This window comes from Ruegeria sp. YTSC004 (genome assembly GCF_059609805.1).
Map to the genome: position 1 here is coordinate 223048 of NZ_JBXWMJ010000008.1, position 20257 is coordinate 243304.

Genomic DNA, 20257 nt, shown 5'->3' on the forward strand with positions numbered 1-20257 from the left:
GGCTTTGCGCCATACGAATCAAAACCAAGAAATGCCGTGTCTGACCCATCACGCTTCGCGGGTCATTTCCGGCTAAGGAGAAGCGAAATGAAACTGCACGAACTGCGCGACAATCCTGGCGCCACACCGAAACGCACCCGCGTTGGCCGTGGTCCGGGTTCCGGCAAAGGTAAAATGGGTGGCCGTGGTATCAAAGGCCAGAAATCCCGTTCGGGTGTTGCCATCAACGGTTACGAAGGCGGCCAGATGCCTTTGTATCAGCGTCTGCCCAAGCGCGGCTTCAACAAGCCGAACCGCAAGGCATTCGCCGTTATCAACCTGGGCCTGATCCAGAAATTCGTCGACGCCGGCAAGCTGGACGCCAAAGCTGCGATCACCGAAGATGCACTGGTTGCATCCGGTCTGGTCCGTCGCAAACTGGACGGTATCCGCGTTCTGGCCAAAGGCGAAATCAGCGCGAAAGTGAACCTGGAAGTCACCGGTGCTTCGAAAGCTGCTGTTGAAGCAGTTGAGAAAGCGGGCGGCTCACTTACGGTCACAAAAGCTGCTGCGGCAGAGTAAGCGCTTGTGAGCGGGCCAAGACCCGCTTACATAGACCTCAGAGTTTTCCAAGACGCCGCCCGAGCCGGAAAACGGTTCCGGGCGGTGTTTTCATAAGAGAGACCGATTTATGGTATCAGCAGCAGAACAAATGGCAGCCAACACGAGCTGGTCTGCCCTTGGTAAAGCCACCGATCTGCGCAACCGCATCCTGTTCACGCTTGCATTGCTGATCGTCTATCGTTTGGGCACCTTTATCCCGGTGCCGGGGATCGACGGACAAGCACTGCGCGAGTTCATGGAGCAAGCGGGGCAAGGCATCGGCGGCATGGTTTCGATGTTCACCGGCGGGGCGCTGGGGCGGATGGGTATCTTTGCCCTCGGCATCATGCCTTACATTTCAGCCTCGATCATCGTGCAACTGCTGACATCCATGGTTCCCGCGCTCGAACAGCTCAAGAAAGAGGGCGAGCAGGGGCGCAAGAAAATCAATCAGTACACCCGTTTCGGCACCGTGGCCTTGGCCACTGTTCAGGCCTATGGTCTGGCGGTTTCGCTGGAATCGGGCGATCTGGCCACCGACCCTGGGCTTTTCTTCCGCATGTCGACCATGATCACTCTGGTTGGCGGTACGATGTTCCTGATGTGGCTGGGTGAACAGATCACCGCGCGCGGCATCGGCAACGGTATCTCTCTGATCATCTTCGTCGGCATTATTGCCGAGGTTCCGGCCGCTCTGGCGCAGTTCTTTGCGTCGGGTCGCTCGGGTGCAATCAGCCCCGCCGTGATCATCGGTGTGATTGTCATGGTTATCGTGGTCATCACCTTCGTGGTGTTCATGGAACGCGCGCTGCGCAAGATCCACATTCAATACCCGCGCCGCCAGGCCGGCATGAAGGTATACGAGGGCGGCTCCAGCCACCTGCCAGTCAAGGTGAACCCGGCGGGCGTTATCCCGGCGATCTTTGCCAGCTCGTTGCTGTTGCTGCCGGTGACGATCTCGACCTTCTCGTCGGGTGCCACAAACGGGCCGGTCATGTCTTGGCTGCTGGCCAACTTTGGCCCCGGTCAGCCGCTGTATCTGCTGTTCTTCGCGTCGATGATCGTATTCTTCGCCTATTTCTACACGTTCAACGTCTCGTTCAAACCGGATGATGTTGCGGACAACCTGAAAAAGCAGAATGGTTTTGTGCCTGGCATTCGCCCCGGCAAGAAAACCGCCGAGTATCTGGAATACGTGGTCAACCGCGTGCTGGTTCTGGGTTCGGCCTATCTGGCGCTGGTATGTTTGCTGCCTGAAATTCTGCGGAACCAATTCGCCATCCCGTTCTACTTCGGCGGCACCTCGGTTCTGATTATCGTCTCTGTGACCATGGACACGATCCAGCAAGTCCAGAGCCATTTGCTGGCGCATCAATACGAAGGGCTTATCGAAAAGTCCCAGCTGCGCGGAAAAAGCAAGAAACGCGGCAGGAAGGGACCCGCTCGTCGATGAACATCATTTTGTTGGGCCCGCCGGGTGCGGGCAAAGGAACGCAAGCGCGTCACCTGGTAGAAACGCGCGGCATGGTGCAACTGAGCACCGGTGACATGCTACGAGAAGCCAAGGACAGCGGGACCGAAATGGGCAACCGCGTGGCTGAAGTGATGGCCAAGGGTGAGCTGGTAACCGACGAGATTGTCATCGGCCTGATCCGTGAAAAGCTGGAACAGGGTGCCAAGGGCGGTTTCATCTTCGACGGTTTCCCTCGCACGCTGGCACAGGCTGACGCGTTGGGAGATCTGCTGAACAGCACCGGCGAAACGCTGGACGCGGTCATCGCGATGGAAGTCAACGATGACGCGCTGGTCGAACGGATCACCGCACGCTCGACCTGTGGTGGCTGCGGCGAGGTCTACAATGACGTCACCAAGCCGATCCCGGCGGACAGAAAATGCACCAACTGCGGCAAAGAGAACGACTTCAAACGTCGCGCAGACGATAATGAGGAGAGCCTCAAGACCCGTCTGATGGAGTACTACAAAAAGACCTCGATGCTGATCGGCTATTACTATGCCAAGGGCAACCTGTCCTGGGTTGACGGCCTGGGTGAAATTGACGCCGTTCAAAACGAGATTTCGCAGGTTTTGGATGGTGGCGTCGACGTCGGAAACGGCTGATCCATTTCTGCCCTTGACCTGAGCGGGAAAAGCCCATATCGACCCCCATCCCTAACGGGAATCACGACCGCATGCGGGATTCGTTCCGGATGCCCCGACCACCTCGAATAATACTGGATCCTCTGGCGTCACTGCCAAGATCGAGTGTTGTGAAAAAAGGTTCCGGAGCTACGGAACCGCAACAAAAAAGGAAAGTGACACGTGGCACGTATTGCCGGCGTAAACATCCCGACTGCAAAGCGGGTACCTATCGCCCTCACATATATCACCGGTATCGGAAACACTTCGGCCAAAGCGATCTGCGAAGCCGTAGGCATCGACGCGACCCGTCGCGTCAATGAACTGTCCGACGCCGAAGTTCTGGCCATCCGCGAGCATATCGACGCAAACTTCACCGTTGAAGGTGACCTGCGCCGCGAAGTTCAGATGAACGTCAAGCGCCTGATGGACCTGGGCTGCTACCGCGGTCTGCGTCACCGTCGTAACCTGCCCGTTCGCGGTCAGCGTACCCATACCAATGCTCGTACCCGCAAAGGCCCCGCAAAGGCCATTGCCGGTAAGAAGAAATAAGGAGGGTCTGACTGATGGCACGCGAAAAGACTCGTACCAAGAAAAAAGAGCGCAAGAATATCGCATCAGGCGTCGCCCATGTGAATTCGACGTTCAACAACACCAAGATCCTGATCTCGGACGTGCAAGGCAACGCCATTGCATGGTCTTCGGCAGGAACCATGGGTTTCAAAGGGTCGCGTAAATCGACACCCTACGCCGCTCAGATGGCTGCAGAAGATGCAGGCAAGAAGGCGCAGGATCACGGTGTCAAGACGCTGGAAGTCGAAGTTCAGGGCCCCGGTTCGGGTCGTGAATCGGCTCTGCGCGCGCTGGCTGCTGTGGGCTTCAACATCACGTCGATCCGTGACGTGACACCGATTGCTCACAACGGTTGCCGCCCGCCGAAGCGCCGCCGCGTCTAAGCGATTTTGAATTGAGCTGGGGCTGTGTTTTCGCACGGCCCCAGCACGTCATTTTGAACCTCGGGCGTCTGCACCTTGTTGGTCATGGGGCGCGGACAGGAATGGAGGGATTACATGATCCATAAGAATTGGGCTGAATTGATCAAGCCGACACAGCTGGAAGGCAAGCCGGGCAACGACCCTGCGCGTCAGGCAACCCTGGTTGCTGAACCGCTGGAGCGTGGCTTTGGTCTGACGCTGGGCAACGCGCTGCGTCGCGTCCTGATGAGCTCGCTTCAAGGTGCGGCCATCACTAGCGTCCAGATCGACAACGTATTGCACGAATTCTCGAGCGTCGCTGGCGTTCGTGAAGACGTCACTGACATCATCCTGAACCTCAAGCAGGTTGCCCTGCGGATGGAAGTCGAAGGCCCCAAGCGCCTGTCGATCAATGCCAAAGGTCCCGCCGTTGTTACCGCAGGTGACATCAGCGAAAGCGCCGGTATCGAGGTTCTGAACCGCGATCACGTCATCTGTCACTTGGACGATGGCGCCGACCTGTTCATGGAACTGACCGTCAACACCGGTAAGGGCTATGTTTCGGCTGAGAAGAACAAGCCGGAAGATGCGCCTATCGGTCTGATCCCGATTGACGCGATCTATTCGCCGGTCAAAAAGGTTGCCTACGACGTTCAGCCAACTCGTGAAGGTCAGGTTCTGGACTATGACAAACTGACCCTGAAGATCGAAACTGATGGTTCGATCACCCCGGAAGACGCGCTGGCCTTTGCCGCCCGTATTCTGCAGGATCAGCTGTCGATCTTCGTCAACTTCGACGAGCCCGAAGCGGCTGGTCGTCAGGACGAAGACGATGGTCTAGAGTTCAATCCGCTTCTGCTGAAGAAAGTAGACGAGCTGGAATTGTCGGTGCGTTCGGCAAACTGCCTGAAGAACGACAACATCGTTTACATCGGCGATCTGATCCAGAAGACCGAAGCCGAGATGCTGCGCACCCCGAACTTCGGCCGCAAGTCGCTGAACGAGATCAAGGAAGTGCTGTCCGGCATGGGTCTGCACCTCGGCATGGATGTCGAGGATTGGCCGCCCGACAACATCGAAGATCTGGCGAAGAAATTCGAAGACGCGTTCTAAGCGCGTCTTCCCCAATGCCCGGGCTTTCCGGGGACAATACGGGCACTTCCGCCCCAAGGAGAGCCGGTGACACGCATCGCCGGCCAGACAAAGCAAAACGCTGAAGAAGGAACTAGAAAATGCGTCACGCACGTGGTTACCGCCGCCTGAACCGTACTCATGAGCACCGCAAGGCTCTGTTTGCGAACATGGCTGGCTCGCTCATCGAACATGAGCAGATCAAAACAACTCTGCCCAAGGCAAAAGAACTGCGCCCGATCATCGAAAAGCTGGTCACTCTGGGCAAGCGCGGCGACCTGCACGCCCGCCGTCAGGCCGCATCGCAGCTGAAAGAAGACAAAGACGTCGCAAAGCTGTTCGAAATCCTGGGCCCCCGCTACGTCGAGCGTCAGGGCGGATACGTCCGTATCCTGAAAGCAGGCTTCCGCTATGGCGACATGGCACCGATGGCGATCATCGAATTCGTTGATCGTGATCTGGACGCCAAAGGCGCGGCTGACAAAGCCCGCGTTGCCGCCGAAGAGGCCGCAGACGAAGAATAAGAAAGCCCGGCTTTCTGAATTCAAACCCCCGCGTTTCGGACGCGGGGGTTTTTTCTTTTTGGCCCCTTGGCGTCGCGGGTAGAGCATTTTCGGCGATATCCGTTGATGAATCCCCGAACCTCACAGATCATGCTGCATGATGAGCGTGGAGGACGGATGATGGCAATCCCAACTAAATTACCGAACGAACTCACGGGACCGTCTGTCTGGACCGGTCAGGACATGCGTACGCGTCGGAGTGAATGGATCATTGATCTGACGGCGGACGACGTCGAGGATCTTGAGCGAGCTGCCCGTCACTACCTGAGCCTCGAAAGAGATATCGGTGAGATCACAAAACCCGCTTTTCCCCTAAAAAGGTTTGACCGGCATCTGGCAAGCCTGCGAGAGAAGCTGATCAACGGGATCGGTTTCGAAGTGATCCGTGGCCTTCCGGTGCAGAATTATACGCAACAGGTCGCGGCCACGATTTTCTGCGGCGTCGGTGCTCATCTAGGCTCGGCCCGGTCACAGAACGCGCAGGGACACATTTTGGGGCATGTGCGCGACATCGGGGCAGATGCGAACGATCCGAAAACTCGGATCTATCAAACGCATGAGCGCCAGACATTTCACACCGACAGCGCCGATATCGTCGGTCTGCTGTGCCTGCGCGAGGCTAAGGAGGGCGGAGATTCGCTGCTGGTCAGTGCCGAGACGATCTTTAATAGGATGCGGTCAGAATGCCCGGAAATGCTGGAACGGTTGTTTGACCCAATAGCGACCGACCGACGAGGGGAAGTGCCGGACGGCATGGAACCTTTTATGTCGATCCCGCCGTTCTCCTGGCACGATGGTAAGCTGACGGTGTTCTACCAAAGGCAGTATATCGACAGTGCGCAACGATTTCCTGAAGCGATGCGGCTGACACCGGATCACATTGAGGCGCTGGATCGGTTTGATGCGCTGGCGAATGATCCCGACCTCTGTCTTTCCATGCGGCTGCAACCGGGTGACATGCAGTTCGTGTACAACCATTCGCAACTGCACGACCGGACCGGGTTCGTGGACTGGCCTGACCCGGCAGAGCGACGCCATTTGCTGAGGCTTTGGCTGTCGCCGAAAGGAGACCGCGAATTGCCCGAAGTTTTCAGGCAACGTTATGGCACGATTGAGGTGGGCCAGCGTGGCGGGATCATCACGGAAGGCACGCGGCTGCACGCTCCGTTGGATTGACGCCTCCAACGCGCTGAACGGATGCTTGCATTACGGCCCATGTAGACGCATATCCGATAGGCGATTAACCGACGGATGGATCATGCGGAAAGTTCTCTGTTCTCTGATGCTGGCGACGCTTGCAGTGTCAGCAAATGCTGAAACAAAGGTGCCAACATCGCAGGCCGAAATCAGCCTTGGTTTCGCGCCGGTGGTGAAACAGGCCTCACCCGCAGTCGTCAATATCTATGCCAAGATCGTAAGGCAGGGCCGGGCCAATCCGTTTTTCTCGGACCCGTTTTTTGAGGAGTTCTTTGGCAGGGGATTTGCCGAACCGCGCCCAAGGGTTCAGAACTCGCTGGGCTCTGGCGTCATTCTGTCTGCGGACGGCTATGTGGTGTCGAACTACCACGTTGTTGGAACTGCCACCGAAATCCGCGTCGTGACAACCGATCGGCGTGAGTATTCGGCACAAGTGGTGTTGGGGGACAAGGAAAGCGACATTGCGATACTGCGGTTGGAAGAGGCCAAAGACCTGCCGCATCTGAACTTTCGCGATTCCGACCATGTCGAGGTGGGAGAACTGACACTGGCGATTGGCAACCCGTTTGGTGTCGGCCAAACCGTGTCTTCCGGGATCATCTCAGGTCTGGCGCGGACTGGGACGGCAACGGGTAATGCACGTGGGTACTTCATTCAGACCGACGCCGCGATCAATCCTGGCAATTCCGGCGGGGCGCTGATCGACGTGAATGGCGATCTGATCGGGATTAACACCTCGATCCTGACGCGATCAGGCGGCTCCAACGGTATCGGGTTTGCGATCCCGGCAAATCTGGTGGCCGAATTTTTGCGCCAGGCCAAGGCCGGGAACGACAGCTTTGTCAGTCCGTGGGCCGGGGTCGCTGGTCAGCACATGAGTGCGGATATCGCCGAATCTCTGGGGTTGGTATTCCCTATGGGTGTTGTGATCTCGGACCTGCACGCCCTGAGTCCACTGGGTGAGGCAGGGCTGCGCGTGGGGGATGTGGTGACCCATGTGGATGGGGATGAGGTGAATTCCCCAGCCGAGATGAAGTTCCGCATGTCCGTCGCCGGCGTCGGTGGCACTTCGGTGCTGACCCGGCTGCGGGGTCACGACAGTGCGGATATCGAGGTTGCCCTGATCAAGGTCCCGGAAACTCCACCGGCTGATGAAACCGTTCTGAACGATAGCACCGTGATGCCGGGCCTGAAGGTGTCGCGCATCAACCCTGCGATCATTACCCAGATGGGGCTTTTGCTGTCGCAAACTGGCGTGGTGATTGTGGACGCAGACCGGTACGGTGGACGATCCGGATTGCGCGCTGGTGACGTGGTCCTAAGTATCAACGGAACGGAAGTCCAACATCCTAAAGACGTGGTGGATGCGATGACCGATCCGGGGCGCAGATTGAATTTGGATGTTCTGCGGGGTGGACAGGCCGTATCTCTGCGGTTCCGGCTGTAACTCAATGAGCGATCTGTTCGATTCCGGGGCGACCGCGCCCGCGCCAAACCCGCACCGCCCTTTAGCGGACCGACTGCGCCCGCAGTCGTTGGCCGAGGTCATCGGACAGCAGCAGGTACTGGGCCCGGACGCCCCGCTGGGGGTCATGTTAGCCTCGGGTAGCCTGTCCAGTTTGGTTTTCTGGGGCCCGCCGGGCGTTGGTAAAACCACCATTGCACGTTTGCTGGCGCAGGAAACCGACCTGCATTTCGTTCAGATCAGCGCGATTTTCACCGGTGTGCCGGACCTGAAGAAAGTGTTTGAGGCGGCAAAGATCCGTCGGCAGAACGGGCAGGGCACGTTGCTGTTTGTCGACGAGATTCACCGCTTCAACAAAGCGCAACAGGACGGGTTCCTGCCGCATATGGAGGATGGGACTATCCTGCTGGTCGGGGCCACGACCGAGAACCCGTCCTTTGAACTGAACGCCGCTGTGCTTAGTCGAGCACAGGTTCTTGTCCTTGAGCGGCTTAGCCTTGCGGATCTGGAACGTCTGACCCAGCGCGCAGAGATGGAACTCGACCGCGCCCTGCCACTGACAGGCGCGGCTCGAGAAGGTTTGCAAGAGATGGCGGATGGTGACGGTCGCGCGCTGTTGAACCTGATCGAACAGGTGGCGGCTTGGGCAGTGGATCCACCTCTGGACCTCGACGCGCTGTCCACGCGGCTGATGCGCCGTGCGGCCAAATACGACAAGTCGGGGGACGAGCATTATAATCTGATCTCGGCCCTGCATAAGTCCGTACGCGGATCTGACCCGGATGCGGCGCTTTACTGGTTTGCGCGGATGCTGACAGGTGGAGAAGATCCACGATATCTTGCACGGCGGATCACGCGGATGGCGGTCGAAGACATCGGTCTCGCCGATCCGCAGGCGCAGTCGATCTGCTTGCACGCGTGGGAAACCTACGAACGCCTGGGCAGCCCCGAAGGTGAGCTGGCCATCGCGCAGGCGCTGGTCTATCTGGCTTTGGCTCCTAAATCGAACGGCGCTTATGTGGGCTACAAAGCCGCCATGAGGCTGGCTAAGCAATCGGGCAGCGAACCGCCACCAAAGCATATCCTGAACGCGCCGACGTCGATGATGAAAGATCAGGGCTATGGCGCCGGCTATGCCTATGATCATGATGCAGAGGATGGGTTTTCGGGTCAGAACTATTTTCCCGATGGAATGGAACGGCCCGAGCTGTATCAACCCGTGGAACGTGGTTTTGAGCGGGAACTAAAAAAGCGGCTGGACTACTTTGCCAAGCTTCGGTCGCAGCGGAACAGATCCTAGCGCTGGCTTGACTCTTGCCGTGCGGCACGCCACAGACGCGCATGTTTTCTAAGGCACCTGAGGGTACACAATCCGCGCGGAACCGCCGCGTGAAGGGGATATCGGTATGAGTGGCGTACAATTGATCACCGTGGCAGAGGGGGATGGCGACCAGCGGCTGGATCGGTGGCTGCGCCGCCTGTTCCCGCATGTCAGCCAGGGCCGCATCGAAAAGATGTGCCGCAAAGGTGAGGTGCGCGTGGAAGGCGGGCGGGTCAAAGCCTCGACTCGGCTTGAGGTCGGGCAGGTCGTACGCGTGCCACCCTTGCCGGATGCTGATCACAAGCCGGTTGCAGTCAAACGAGGCATCTCGGATGCCGATGCCAAGATGATCCAGTCTTGCGTGATCTATCGCGACGAACATGTTCTGGCCCTGAACAAGCCACAAGGTCTTCCAGTGCAGGGCGGCAGCGGCCAGACCCGCCACGTGGACGGTCTGTCCGAGGCTCTGCGCTTTGGCTATGACGAAAATCCGCGCCTCGTGCACCGCTTGGACAAGGACACATCGGGTGTATTGCTGATGGCCCGCACCCGCGAGGCCGCCAAGGGGCTGACAGCTGCCTTCCGGCATCGCGATACACGCAAGATCTATTGGGCGCTGGTTGCTGGCGTGCCGACCCCGTATCTGGGCGAGATCAAGACCGGACTGGTCAAGGCATCCGGTCACGGTAAACAGGGTGAGGGCGAGAAGATGATCGCCGTACATCTGAACGAAATCAACGACACGCCGGGCGCGAAACGGGCGCATACGCTGTATGCAACGCTGTATCGCGTGGCCGGGCGCGCCTCGTGGGTGGCGATGGAGCCGATCACCGGACGTACGCACCAGCTGAGGGTGCATATGGCGGCGATCGGTCACCCAATCGTTGGCGATGGCAAATACGGTGGCTCGGGGCAAGAAAACCTGGGCGATGGCTGGGGCGCGCAACTGGGCGGGGTCATCAGCAAGAAGCTGCACCTGCACGCGCGGCAGGCCTCATTCCAGCATCCGGTCACGCGCAAGACCATAACCGTCAAAGCTCCGCTGCCTGAGCATATGAAACACAGCTGGGACACGTTCGGCTGGACCGAAGATCTGGCCGCGGAAGATCCGTTCGAGGAACTGCAATGAGCGCACCCTTGCGTTTGGTGCTTTTTGATGTGGACGGAACCCTTGTCGACAGCCAGGGCAGCATTGTCGCGGCGATGACCGCCAGTTTTGGGGCCCTGTCCCTGACGGTCCCTGACCGCAAGGCGATTTTGTCCATCGTCGGTCTGTCCTTGCCCAATGCCATGGCTCGGCTTGCGCCCGAGCAGAGCGAAACGGTTCAACACAATCTGGTTGAGGGCTACAAACAGGCCTATCACGCAAATCGTTTGGAGCAGGGGGCCGCAAGCTCACCGCTCTATCCCGGTGCGCGGGACGCAATCGAAACCCTGCATGACATCCCCGAGGTGCTGCTGGGTGTGGCCACCGGAAAATCCCAACGCGGTCTGGATGCCTTGATCGAAGCACATGACCTGGAGCGCTATTTCGTTACCCGGCAGGTTGCGGACCATCACCCCTCGAAACCGCATCCGTCGATGATCGACATGGCCCGTTCTGAAACGGGCGTTGATGCGGCGGATACGGTGATGATTGGCGATACCCGGTTCGACATGGATATGGCACGGGCTGCCGGAGTAACAGGGATCGGCGTATCCTGGGGATATCATGACCGATCAGCCTTGAATGGCGCGGCCTGTATAATTGAAACTTTCGACCAGTTGCCCCGTGCGCTGGATGATATCTGGACTTGAAAACATGAGCGACTGGAAGCCCAAGCGATTTTGGACCGCAAGCGTGGTTGTCCAAGCGGAAGACGGATACACGGTCGAATTGGACGGTCGCCGGGTCAAGACACCGGCCAAGGCCGCATTGATCTTGCCGACGCAGGCGATGGCCGACGCGGTCGCGGCAGAATGGGACGCGCAGGAAAAAGAGGTCGATCCGACCCTGATGCCGTTTACCCGGTCTGCAAATGCGGCCATCGACAAAGTGCGTCATCAGCACGCCGAGGTTGCGGACATGCTGGCCGATTACGGCGATTCGGATTTGTTGTGTTACCGGGCGACACACCCGCAAACGTTGCAGCAGCGACAGGCAGATCAGTGGGACCCGGCCCTGGATTGGGCAGCTGAAACCCTGGCCGCGCGATTGGTTCCTGTGGTTGGTGTGCTGCATCAGCCACAGTCTGCAGAAGCGCTCAGCACACTTCGAGGCCGCGTACACGAATTCAACGACTTCCAGCTTGCCGCCTTTCACGATCTGGTCAGCCTGTCCGGCTCACTGGTGCTGGGATTTGCCGCCGCCATGGACTGGCGCGCGGCGGACGAAATCTGGGACATCTCAAGGCTCGACGAGGCCTGGCAAACCGAACAATGGGGCCACGATGACGAGGCGCACGCGGTTGCCGAGATCAAAAAAGCTGCGTTTCTACACGCTAAACGGTTCATCGAAATCTCTATCTGAGCCTATTGGGCATTAATTTTTGACACAGATCCGGTCATCGCTGAATTGACTCATCGTTTTCCCTGATCCGACCCTTGACGTTTGTTTATGAATGCGAGCAAACTCATGCCCACTAAAGGGGAGACACCTTTGGAGTAACCTTTCTGGTGCCAGAGGTGCCGGACAGAGCCGTCCCGGAATAGGGGCGGGTAAACAGGAAGAGGTAAAAATGAAAAAATCCGTAATTTTGGGCGTGGCCACAGTCGCCGGTCTGGCTGCTGCGGCAGCGACAGCGGGCACTGTTGACGACGTCAAAGCGCGCGGCAAGCTGAACTGTGGCGTGTCCTCCGGACTGGCCGGCTTTTCGCTGCCTGACGCGAATGGCGAATGGCAAGGTTTTGACGTCGCAGTCTGCCGTGCCGTCGCTGCGGCCGTTCTGGGCGATTCCAGCGCTGTCGAGTTTGTGCCGACCACTGGTAAGACGCGCTTTACTGCGCTGGCTTCGGGTGAGATCGACATGCTTGCACGTAACACCACATGGACCTTCAGCCGCGATGTCGACCTGAAGTTCGAATTTGTGGGCGTCAACTATTATGACGGTCAGGGCTTCATGGTTCCAAAAGCACTGGGCGTAAGCTCGGCCAAAGAACTGGACGGCGCGACCGTCTGCATCCAAACCGGCACCACCACCGAGCTGAACCTGGCCGATTTCTTCCGTGCCAACAACATCAGCTACGAGCCGGTTCCGATCGAAACCAACGCCGAAGCGCAACAGCAGTATCTGGCTGGCGCATGTGACGTTTACACCACCGACGCATCGGGCCTGGCTGCAACCCGCGCCACGTTTGAAAACCCCGGTGATCACGTCCTGCTGCCTGAAATCATCTCGAAAGAGCCGCTGGGCCCGCTGGTCCGTCATGGCGATCACGAGTGGGGCGACGTTGTCCGCTGGACTCTGAACGCACTGGTTTCGGCTGAAGAGCTGGGCGTGACCTCGGCAAACATCGACGAGCTGAGCGCTGGCACCGACAACCCGGAAGTAAACCGTCTGCTGGGTACCGAAGGTACTCTGGGCGAGATGCTGGGTCTGAACGCAGATTGGGCAGCAAACGCCATCAAAGCGGGTGGTAACTACGGCGAAGTGTTTGCCAAGAACATCGGTGAAGAAACTCCGATTGGTCTTGCGCGCGGCCTGAATGCCCAGTGGACCGATGGTGGTCTGCTGTATTCGCCGCCGTTCCGCTAAAATCCACGGGAAAGGGCGCGGGGCAACCTGCGCCCTTTTTCCATAAATAAGAAACACTCCCGGATGGATTGAGCGAAGATCAACTTCGCCGGCAAAAAACGGGATGCACGGGGAAATACATAGGTCATGACGACTCTCACTGACCCGCCGAAGGAGCAGTTCCGGCTGTCCATGCTCCTTTACGATACGCGGTACCGATCAGCGACCATTCAGGTCATTGCATTGATTGGTTTCATGCTTCTGGCAGCCTGGATCATCTCAAATACCATTCAAAACCTTGAAGGGTTGGGAAAACCGGTCGAATTCGGTTTTTTTGCAGAATCCGCAAGTTATGACATTAACCAGCGATTGCTGGAATACACCTCACAGGACAGCCATCTTCGCGCCGCCTTCATCGGTTTGCTGAACACGCTGGTTGTTGCGGTTCTCGGGTGTATCACGGCGACGATAGTCGGCGTTTTTGTCGGCGTGCTGCGTCTGTCGAACAACTGGTTGGTCGCGCGTATCATGACCTTCTATGTCGAGATTTTCCGTAACGTGCCTGTCCTGCTGTGGATCGTTCTGGCCATGGCCATTTTGATCGAAGGCTTGCCCGCACCTAATGCGTTCCGAGGTGATAACCCCACGGCAACGATGGATCTGTTCAACACCGTCGCCGTTACCAATCGGGGTGTGTATATCCCGGAGTTCCTGTTCTCGCGTAGTTTGGGCGATATCCACTTGTTCGGAACATCAAGCCTTCGGTTTGATATTTCGCTGGATCTTGTCGCGTTTCTGGTCGTTTTGGGTGGCAGCATCTTTACCATGCGCAAAGTGTCCGCCTGGGCCGCCGCCACACAGGAATCAACCGGCGATCGTCCTAAGATCTGGCATATCCAGCTGGGCATTCTGTTCGTCCCGATGATCATCCTGATGACTGCACTGGGCTTACACCTTGGATACCCGGAATTGAAAGGATTCAATTTCAAAGGCGGCACGCATATGCGCAACTCTCTGATCGCGCTATGGCTGGCTTTGTCGCTATATACGGCGGCCTTCATTGCCGAGATCGTACGCGCCGGCATTCTGGCTATTTCCAAGGGTCAGACCGAAGCTGCGTCTGCGCTGGGCTTGCGTCCGGGTCGTACCATGCGGCTGGTTATCCTGCCTCAGGCGCTGCGGGTGATCATCCCGCCGATGATCTCGAACTATCTGAACCTGACCAAGAACTCATCGCTGGCGATTGCGGTCGGATACATGGACATCACGGGGACTCTGGGTGGCATCACCATGAACCAGACCGGCCGCGAGCTGGAATGCGTTCTGCTGCTGATGCTGGTCTATCTGGCCATCTCGCTGAGTATTTCGGCGGTGATGAACTGGTACAACAACCGTGTCAAACTGGTGGAGCGGTAATATGAGTGATGTTTCATTTGTCCGCACGGAAATGTTGCCGGAACAAGCCCCGCCAGCGTCCGAAGTCGGAGCAATAGGGTGGATCAGGCACAATCTCTTCTCAGGCTGGTTTAACTCGATCCTGACGTTGGTTTCGCTTTACGCGATCTGGTACGTGTTGTCGGGCGTTCTGCCTTGGATCTTTCAGTCTGTCTGGAACGCCAACTCGCTGAACGAATGCCGCGAGATCATGATTGCCACCTGGGGTTCAACCCATGGCCATGCCTGCTGGGCGGTGATCAATGACCGCTGGTTGCAGTTGCTGTTCGGGTTCTACCCGAGCCACCTGTACTGGCGTCCGATTGTATCGCTGATCCTGCTGTTGGTCGCATTGGCGCCGGTCCTGTACTCGGATCGTGTGCCGTCCAAGATGCTGATCGTCACTGCGATCTATCCATTCTTGATGCCTTTCCTGATGTGGGGCGGCACCATTTGGGGACCGATCGCGGCAGCGTTGGGATTTGTTGTCGGCTGGGGTGCTTACACACTTGTCAGCAAACAACTGAGCGGTCTGTTTGGCATGATTGCGGGTGTCGCAGCGTCGGTTATCTGGTGGCTGGTTCTGTCCAGCTATTTCGTCGGTGCCCTGGACTCGATCCTGCCAATCGGTATCGAAGCCGTACAAAGCCGCCAGTTCGGTGGCTTCATGCTGGCGATCCTGCTGGGTGTCGTGGCCATTGGTGTCTCGTTGCCGATCGGAATTGTACTGGCGCTGGGCCGTCAGTCCGACCTGATGATCGTCAAGTACCTGTGCGTGGGCTTTATCGAGTTCATCCGCGGTGTGCCGCTGATCACGCTGTTGTTCGTGGCCTCGCTGCTGCTGAACCTGTTCCTGCCGCCGGGCACCAACTTTGACATCATCCTGCGGGTGATGATCATGATGACCCTGTTCTCAGCCGCCTATATGGCCGAGGTGATCCGGGGTGGTTTGGCTGCCCTGCCACGCGGTCAGTATGAAGGTGCCGACAGTCTCGGCCTGAACTACTGGCAAGCACAGCGACTGATCATCATGCCGCAAGCCCTGAAAATCTCAATTCCGGGCATCGTGAGCACATTCATCGGGATCTTCAAAGATACGACACTGGTGTCGATCATCGGATTGTTCGACGTGATCGGACTGGCATCTGCCATCCGCGCCGACACCGCCTGGAACGGCATCTACTGGGAACTGTTCGCGTTTATCGCTGCGCTGTTCTTCGTCGTCTGCTTCTCCATGTCCCGTTACTCCATGTATCTGGAGCGCAAGCTTCAGACTGGCCACCATTAAGGAGTTCAACATATGTCTGAACTTGCAATTGACCGTCAAATCGATCGCTCGAAGATGCAGGTGAGCGACGAGGTCGCCATCGAAATCAACAACATGAACAAGTGGTACGGATCTTTCCACGTGCTGCGCGACATCAATCTGACCGTCAATCAGGGCGAGCGGATCGTGATCGCGGGGCCTTCCGGTTCCGGAAAGTCCACACTGATCCGTTGCTTGAACGCGCTGGAGGAACACCAGCAGGGCACGATCATGGTGGATGGGACCGAGCTGTCGAATGACCTCAAGAACATCGACAAGATCCGGTCCGAGGTTGGCATGGTGTTCCAGCACTTCAACCTTTTCCCGCACCTGACCATTCTGGAAAATTGCACGCTGGCCCCGATCTGGGTGCGCAAGACGCCTAAGAAAGAGGCCGAAGAGCGCGCGATGCACTTCCTGGAAAAGGTGAAAATCCCTGAACAGGCGGATAAGTATCCCGGTCAGCTTTCAGGTGGTCAGCAGCAGCGTGTGGCGATTGCCCGCTCGCTGTGCATGATGCCGCGGATCATGTTGTTCGATGAACCGACATCGGCGTTGGACCCAGAGATGATCAAAGAGGTGCTCGACACCATGATCGAGCTGGCCGAGGAAGGCATGACCATGCTGTGCGTCACGCACGAGATGGGCTTTGCTCGTCAGGTCGCCAACCGCGTGATCTTTATGGATGCCGGTCAGATCGTGGAACAGAACGAACCGGAAGAGTTCTTCAACAACCCGCAGAGCGAGCGGACCAAGCTGTTCCTCAGCCAGATTCTGGGGCACTGAACCCGGTTACCAATTCAGGAAAAGGCGGGGCTTTGGCCTCGCCTTTTTCTATTCCAGCAACTCGCGAGGAATAACAAACCCCTGCACATCGCCGCTATGCCACCGGACGCCGGACCAATCCGCAATGTCAAAGCGGATCACAGCTGTTGCACAGGTTGGGTAGTCGTAGAACCGGGCGTGATCCGGCGGGTGCTTAACGATTTGGTTCGCGAAAGCGGCAATGCCGGGATTGTGGCCCAGCATTAATACGGTTTGTTTCGTTGCGCCCGATAATTCAAGCAGCATATCTGCGGGGTCGGCATGATAAAGCGTGCGCTGAAAGCAAACGGTATCTGCCTGCAGACCCATCCTCTCCCACGTCTCGCGGGTTCTGACCGAGCTTGAGCTGAGAACTTCATCCGGCAGCCAGTCGTTTTCACGCAGCCACGTCGCAATCGCCGGGGCCGACCTGCGCCCGCGCTTGTTCAGCGGGCGATCATGATCGGCAAGGGCCGGACTGTCCCAACTGGATTTCGCATGGCGTGTCAGGATCAGAGTGCGGGTCATGACGGGTGAAACGCTCTCATGTGATGCGCAGATTGTTCGGGATCACGCGCGGCGCCCGAGCTGAGAGGACAGGACAGCCGCACAAGACAACCGCCGGTCATGCAGGTTTGCCCTTCAGGAGTGGACAGGTGTCCATGGCACGTCGACACATCATAAAAATCCCGACTGTTCAGAGCGCCGACAGGGCATGTCTGGGTGCAGGGGGCGGCGCAGGTGGTGCAGGGGGACGCGTCAGGTGGAGCGGGTATGGGAATTTCGTTGATGAAATGCAACGCACCCCGGAACGAGATCATCATGCCGACCTCATCGTGCACCAAAGCGCCCACCGGGCTGCTGAACGTGCGTCCCGATTTCAATGCCCAGTCGATAAAGGGCGTATAGGGCGGGCCGCCAAACGGAAAATAGGCTGTTGCGGATAAGTCCTGTGCCATCTGCCCCACCACACGCGACGACCAGCGGTCGACCGGGTCCTTGCCTTGCCATTCAGGCGAGGATTTTAGGGCAGGCCAGAAAGCCCCCCCTGCACCCAACAGGATCAGCGTGCCGTCTTCCAACTGCTTGGCGTCTGTAACGCGAGGGTGCAGCACGCCCATGATGATCAGGCCAACGTCCTGTGCAGCCTTTTCGATATCAGCATAGCTAAGCGCTGCCGGGTCAGAGGAGGGGGGATGGCGTTTGGTCATGTCTCCTCCGCCAAAGGCTCAGTCCGGTCGGATCAGCGACCCTGCGCCGTGTTCCGTATAAAGTTCAAGCAAGACGGCATTGGGCGCGCGTCCGTCAAGGATAACCACGGCACGGACCCCGCTGTGCAGCGCGTCCAGAGCCGTTTCGGTCTTGGGTATCATGCCGCCCGCAATGGTGCCGTCCAGCGTCATCTCGCGGATCTGACCCGCCTTTAGTTCGGTCACGACGTCCCCGGCTGCGTTTTTGACGCCCGAGACATCGGTCAACAGCAGCAGTCGATCGGCCTTTAGCGCGGATGCAATAGCACCAGCGGCAGTATCCCCATTGACGTTGAAGGTTTCCCCGTTCCGGCCCGCACCCAGCGGGGCGATGACAGGAATTACATCATGGGCAAACAGGTCATGCAGGATTTTCGGGTTCATCTCTGCCGGACTTCCGACAAAACCCAGGGATTCATCGGTCTGATCACAAGTCATCAACTGCGCATCCTTGCCCGACAAGCCCACGGCCGAGCCGCCCTGGCCATTGATCGCCTGCACGATGCGCTTGTTCACGAGGCCGGACAACACCATCTCAACTACTTCAACGGTTGCTTTGTCGGTGACACGCTTGCCGTTCACGAATTCGGACTGGATATCCAGCTTATCCAGCATCGCGTTGATCATTGGACCGCCGCCGTGCACGACAACCGGGTTCACCCCGACCTGACGCATCAGGACGACATCGCGTGCGAAGCTTTCCATGGCTTCGTCACTGCCCATGGCGTGGCCGCCAAGTTTAATGACGACAATAGCGCCGTCGTAGCGTTGCAGGTATGGCAGTGCGCTGTTCAGCGTTGCGGCGGTGGCGATCCAGTCCCGGTTCATGTCTCTTGTCTTCATGGCTGCAGTCCCTCTGGGAACCCGTGTTAGGGCCTTTGCGCAGTTCTGCCAAGACCGGATCGCGCATAGGGCCGCGCCGGTTGCCCGGATGCGGCTGTCTGTGTGTCAGCTTATCGCGCGTTTCATCGCCGGGATGTTGCTGATCAGCAGCAAATCGACGGCCAGTACAGCCAGCAAGGTCAGGCCCACTAGAGGGAAGGCCATCGCGGTGAACAAGCCGATCAAGACAGCCCCTTTCCACAATGGCAGCTCGGCAGGCATTGGCGGTGCAGCCAGACGCCCGGCTCGTTGAGGCCGGCGTTTAACCCACATCACAACGCCTGAGACGCAGACAAAGATGACGGACAGGCAGAACACCAGGTTCAGGACAAAGTTCCACATGCCCATCAAGCCCATGTGAAACGGGATCCCAATGGCCATGGATTTTCCCATCACCGAGTAATCCCGATACCGGACATCCGCTAGAATCTTGCCGGTAAATTGATCCACGTGGACAGTGCGGTCATTCACCGGATCGGTCGAGTCGCTGCTCATGCTGTCGCGGTTCAGGGTCCAGACACCATCCTCACCGCTGGGATAAGCCACACGGAACCGGCTTGTTATGTCCAAAGCGGTGCCAAGGGCCACAAGCGCGTCGATATCGACCGGCGTGCCTTGTGGGACACCGTCGATCCCGGCCTCGGACCCAGAGGCGGGCATGGGCGTTTGCTCCAACGCCCATGGGACGTCATTCTGGTGGCCGTGGTTCATGCTGGCGTGGACGTCATCTGACAGGGGCACATTGTCCCATTTCTCGGCCGGAAAGCTGCTCCAGGGTTGGACGATCATGCCGCCCCAGACGCCGGCCCAGGAGAGGCCCGAGATCAGGAAGACCACCAACAGCCCGGACATCCAGAACCCAATCACAGCGTGCAGCGACCGCCACAATGCGCGGCCGCGGGCGCGCAGATTGGGCACAAAAGCGGCCAAGGTGTTTCCACGCGGCCACCACATGTAAATACCGGTAAAGACCAAAAGCAGGCTCAGCCCCGCTGCGATTTCAATAATGCGGTCTCCGGTTGTGCCAATCAGAAGGGTCGAGTGGATGTTGTCGGCCAGATCATACCATCCGGCGCGGCGATCCCAGACCTGCAGAACCTCTCCGGCATAAGGATCGACGGCGACAAGACGCTGACCTTCTTCGGTTTTGATGCGAAACACAGTGGCCAGATTATCGGCTTTGGGGCCGATCCATTCGACGACCGTGCCGGGCACCTCATCAAGCGCGATAAGGGCCTGTTGTGAGGCCGGTAGCGCTTGCCCGTGGACGTCCACAGCGATTTTTTCGCCGTCGCGACCGTCCAACTGGGTGATGAACATCATCATTAGTCCGGTTATTGCCAGAATGATCAGGAACGGGATGACGAAGATCCCGGCATAAAAGTGCCACCGCCAGGCGGCGAAATAGAATTTTTGCGCAGCAGCGTTCTGCGCCGGGGTGTCCCCCAGGTTTTGGCTGTCCAGTGCCATTTTTGTTCTCCGGATTCGACTACTGCCCC

Annotated in this window: 21 protein-coding genes; 17 read left to right on the forward strand and 4 right to left on the reverse strand. The window is 58.1% G+C overall.

From position 1 onward, the window contains the following. Positions 1-87 precede the first annotated feature (87 nt). The 17 genes from rplO (at position 88) to AC2FFP_RS15940 (ending at position 16608) form a co-directional block, all read left to right on the forward strand. Positions 88-561 carry a 50S ribosomal protein L15 gene (gene rplO / locus AC2FFP_RS15860; protein WP_496770176.1) on the forward strand — a complete coding sequence of 158 codons (474 nt, stop codon included), beginning with the start codon at positions 88-90 and terminating at the stop codon, positions 559-561. Positions 562-670: 109 nt separating this feature from the next. After that, complete coding sequence (secY, locus tag AC2FFP_RS15865) at positions 671-2035, forward strand: preprotein translocase subunit SecY (protein ID WP_058276180.1); 1365 nt, start codon at positions 671-673, stop codon at positions 2033-2035. Beyond that, positions 2032-2700 carry an adenylate kinase gene (locus AC2FFP_RS15870; RefSeq protein WP_496770172.1) on the forward strand — a complete coding sequence of 223 codons (669 nt, stop codon included), beginning with the start codon at positions 2032-2034 and terminating at the stop codon, positions 2698-2700. Before secY ends, AC2FFP_RS15870 begins: the two co-directional genes overlap by 4 nt. Before the next feature lie 201 nt (positions 2701-2901). Next, positions 2902-3270: a 30S ribosomal protein S13 gene (gene rpsM / locus AC2FFP_RS15875; RefSeq protein WP_058272383.1), complete on the forward strand. Its 369-nt coding sequence runs from the start codon at positions 2902-2904 to the stop codon at positions 3268-3270. A 14-nt stretch (positions 3271-3284) separates the two neighbouring features. Next, complete coding sequence (gene rpsK, locus AC2FFP_RS15880; protein ID WP_037311698.1) at positions 3285-3674, forward strand: 30S ribosomal protein S11; 390 nt, start codon at positions 3285-3287, stop codon at positions 3672-3674. A gap of 114 nt (positions 3675-3788) precedes the next feature. Further along, complete coding sequence (locus tag AC2FFP_RS15885) at positions 3789-4805, forward strand: DNA-directed RNA polymerase subunit alpha (RefSeq protein WP_113791474.1); 1017 nt, start codon at positions 3789-3791, stop codon at positions 4803-4805. A gap of 119 nt (positions 4806-4924) precedes the next feature. Next, positions 4925-5347, forward strand: coding sequence for a 50S ribosomal protein L17 (rplQ, locus tag AC2FFP_RS15890; RefSeq protein WP_496844618.1), 423 nt, complete (start codon positions 4925-4927; stop codon positions 5345-5347). A 105-nt stretch (positions 5348-5452) separates the two neighbouring features. Further along, complete coding sequence (locus AC2FFP_RS15895) at positions 5453-6562, forward strand: TauD/TfdA family dioxygenase (RefSeq protein ID WP_496844617.1); 1110 nt, start codon at positions 5453-5455, stop codon at positions 6560-6562. 79 nt (positions 6563-6641) lie between these two features. Further along, complete coding sequence (locus AC2FFP_RS15900) at positions 6642-8030, forward strand: trypsin-like peptidase domain-containing protein (RefSeq protein WP_496770194.1); 1389 nt, start codon at positions 6642-6644, stop codon at positions 8028-8030. Positions 8031-8034: 4 nt separating this feature from the next. Further along, on the forward strand, positions 8035-9348 hold the full coding sequence (locus tag AC2FFP_RS15905) for a replication-associated recombination protein A (protein WP_496770166.1): 1314 nt from the start codon (positions 8035-8037) through the stop codon (positions 9346-9348). Positions 9349-9454: 106 nt separating this feature from the next. After that, a complete protein-coding gene (locus AC2FFP_RS15910; protein ID WP_496770164.1) occupies positions 9455-10498 on the forward strand; it encodes an RluA family pseudouridine synthase in 1044 nt (347 codons plus the stop codon). Continuing rightward, positions 10495-11166 carry an HAD-IA family hydrolase gene (locus AC2FFP_RS15915; protein WP_496770160.1) on the forward strand — a complete coding sequence of 224 codons (672 nt, stop codon included), beginning with the start codon at positions 10495-10497 and terminating at the stop codon, positions 11164-11166. The genes AC2FFP_RS15910 and AC2FFP_RS15915 overlap by 4 nt, the downstream gene beginning before the upstream one ends. 4 nt (positions 11167-11170) lie before the next feature. Further along, positions 11171-11878 (forward strand): ATP12 family chaperone protein, encoded by a 708-nt coding sequence (locus tag AC2FFP_RS15920; RefSeq protein ID WP_496770158.1) that lies wholly within the window; start codon positions 11171-11173, stop codon positions 11876-11878. A 208-nt stretch (positions 11879-12086) separates the two neighbouring features. Then, a complete protein-coding gene (locus AC2FFP_RS15925; protein ID WP_496770155.1) occupies positions 12087-13103 on the forward strand; it encodes an amino acid ABC transporter substrate-binding protein in 1017 nt (338 codons plus the stop codon). A 126-nt stretch (positions 13104-13229) separates the two neighbouring features. Next, positions 13230-14498: an amino acid ABC transporter permease gene (locus AC2FFP_RS15930; RefSeq protein ID WP_282153885.1), complete on the forward strand. Its 1269-nt coding sequence runs from the start codon at positions 13230-13232 to the stop codon at positions 14496-14498. A 1-nt stretch (position 14499) separates the two neighbouring features. After that, positions 14500-15804 carry an amino acid ABC transporter permease gene (locus AC2FFP_RS15935; protein ID WP_282153886.1) on the forward strand — a complete coding sequence of 435 codons (1305 nt, stop codon included), beginning with the start codon at positions 14500-14502 and terminating at the stop codon, positions 15802-15804. 12 nt (positions 15805-15816) lie between these two features. After that, entirely contained in the window at positions 15817-16608 is a 792-nt protein-coding gene (locus tag AC2FFP_RS15940; RefSeq protein ID WP_058272392.1) for an amino acid ABC transporter ATP-binding protein, read from the forward strand. A gap of 48 nt (positions 16609-16656) precedes the next feature. Here AC2FFP_RS15940 and AC2FFP_RS15945 read toward each other — a convergent pair whose 3' ends face one another. The 4 genes from AC2FFP_RS15945 to AC2FFP_RS15960 form a co-directional block, all read right to left on the reverse strand. Further along, on the reverse strand, positions 16657-17154 hold the full coding sequence (locus tag AC2FFP_RS15945) for a SixA phosphatase family protein (RefSeq protein ID WP_282120553.1): 498 nt from the start codon (positions 17152-17154) through the stop codon (positions 16657-16659). Continuing rightward, entirely contained in the window at positions 17151-17837 is a 687-nt protein-coding gene (locus AC2FFP_RS15950; RefSeq protein WP_496737509.1) for a ferredoxin, read from the reverse strand. The genes AC2FFP_RS15945 and AC2FFP_RS15950 overlap by 4 nt, the downstream gene beginning before the upstream one ends. 18 nt (positions 17838-17855) lie before the next feature. After that, complete coding sequence (gene argB, locus AC2FFP_RS15955; protein ID WP_058272395.1) at positions 17856-18719, reverse strand: acetylglutamate kinase; 864 nt, start codon at positions 18717-18719, stop codon at positions 17856-17858. A 105-nt stretch (positions 18720-18824) separates the two neighbouring features. Beyond that, entirely contained in the window at positions 18825-20228 is a 1404-nt protein-coding gene (locus AC2FFP_RS15960) for a PepSY-associated TM helix domain-containing protein (protein ID WP_496770146.1), read from the reverse strand. Positions 20229-20257: the final 29 nt, after the last annotated feature.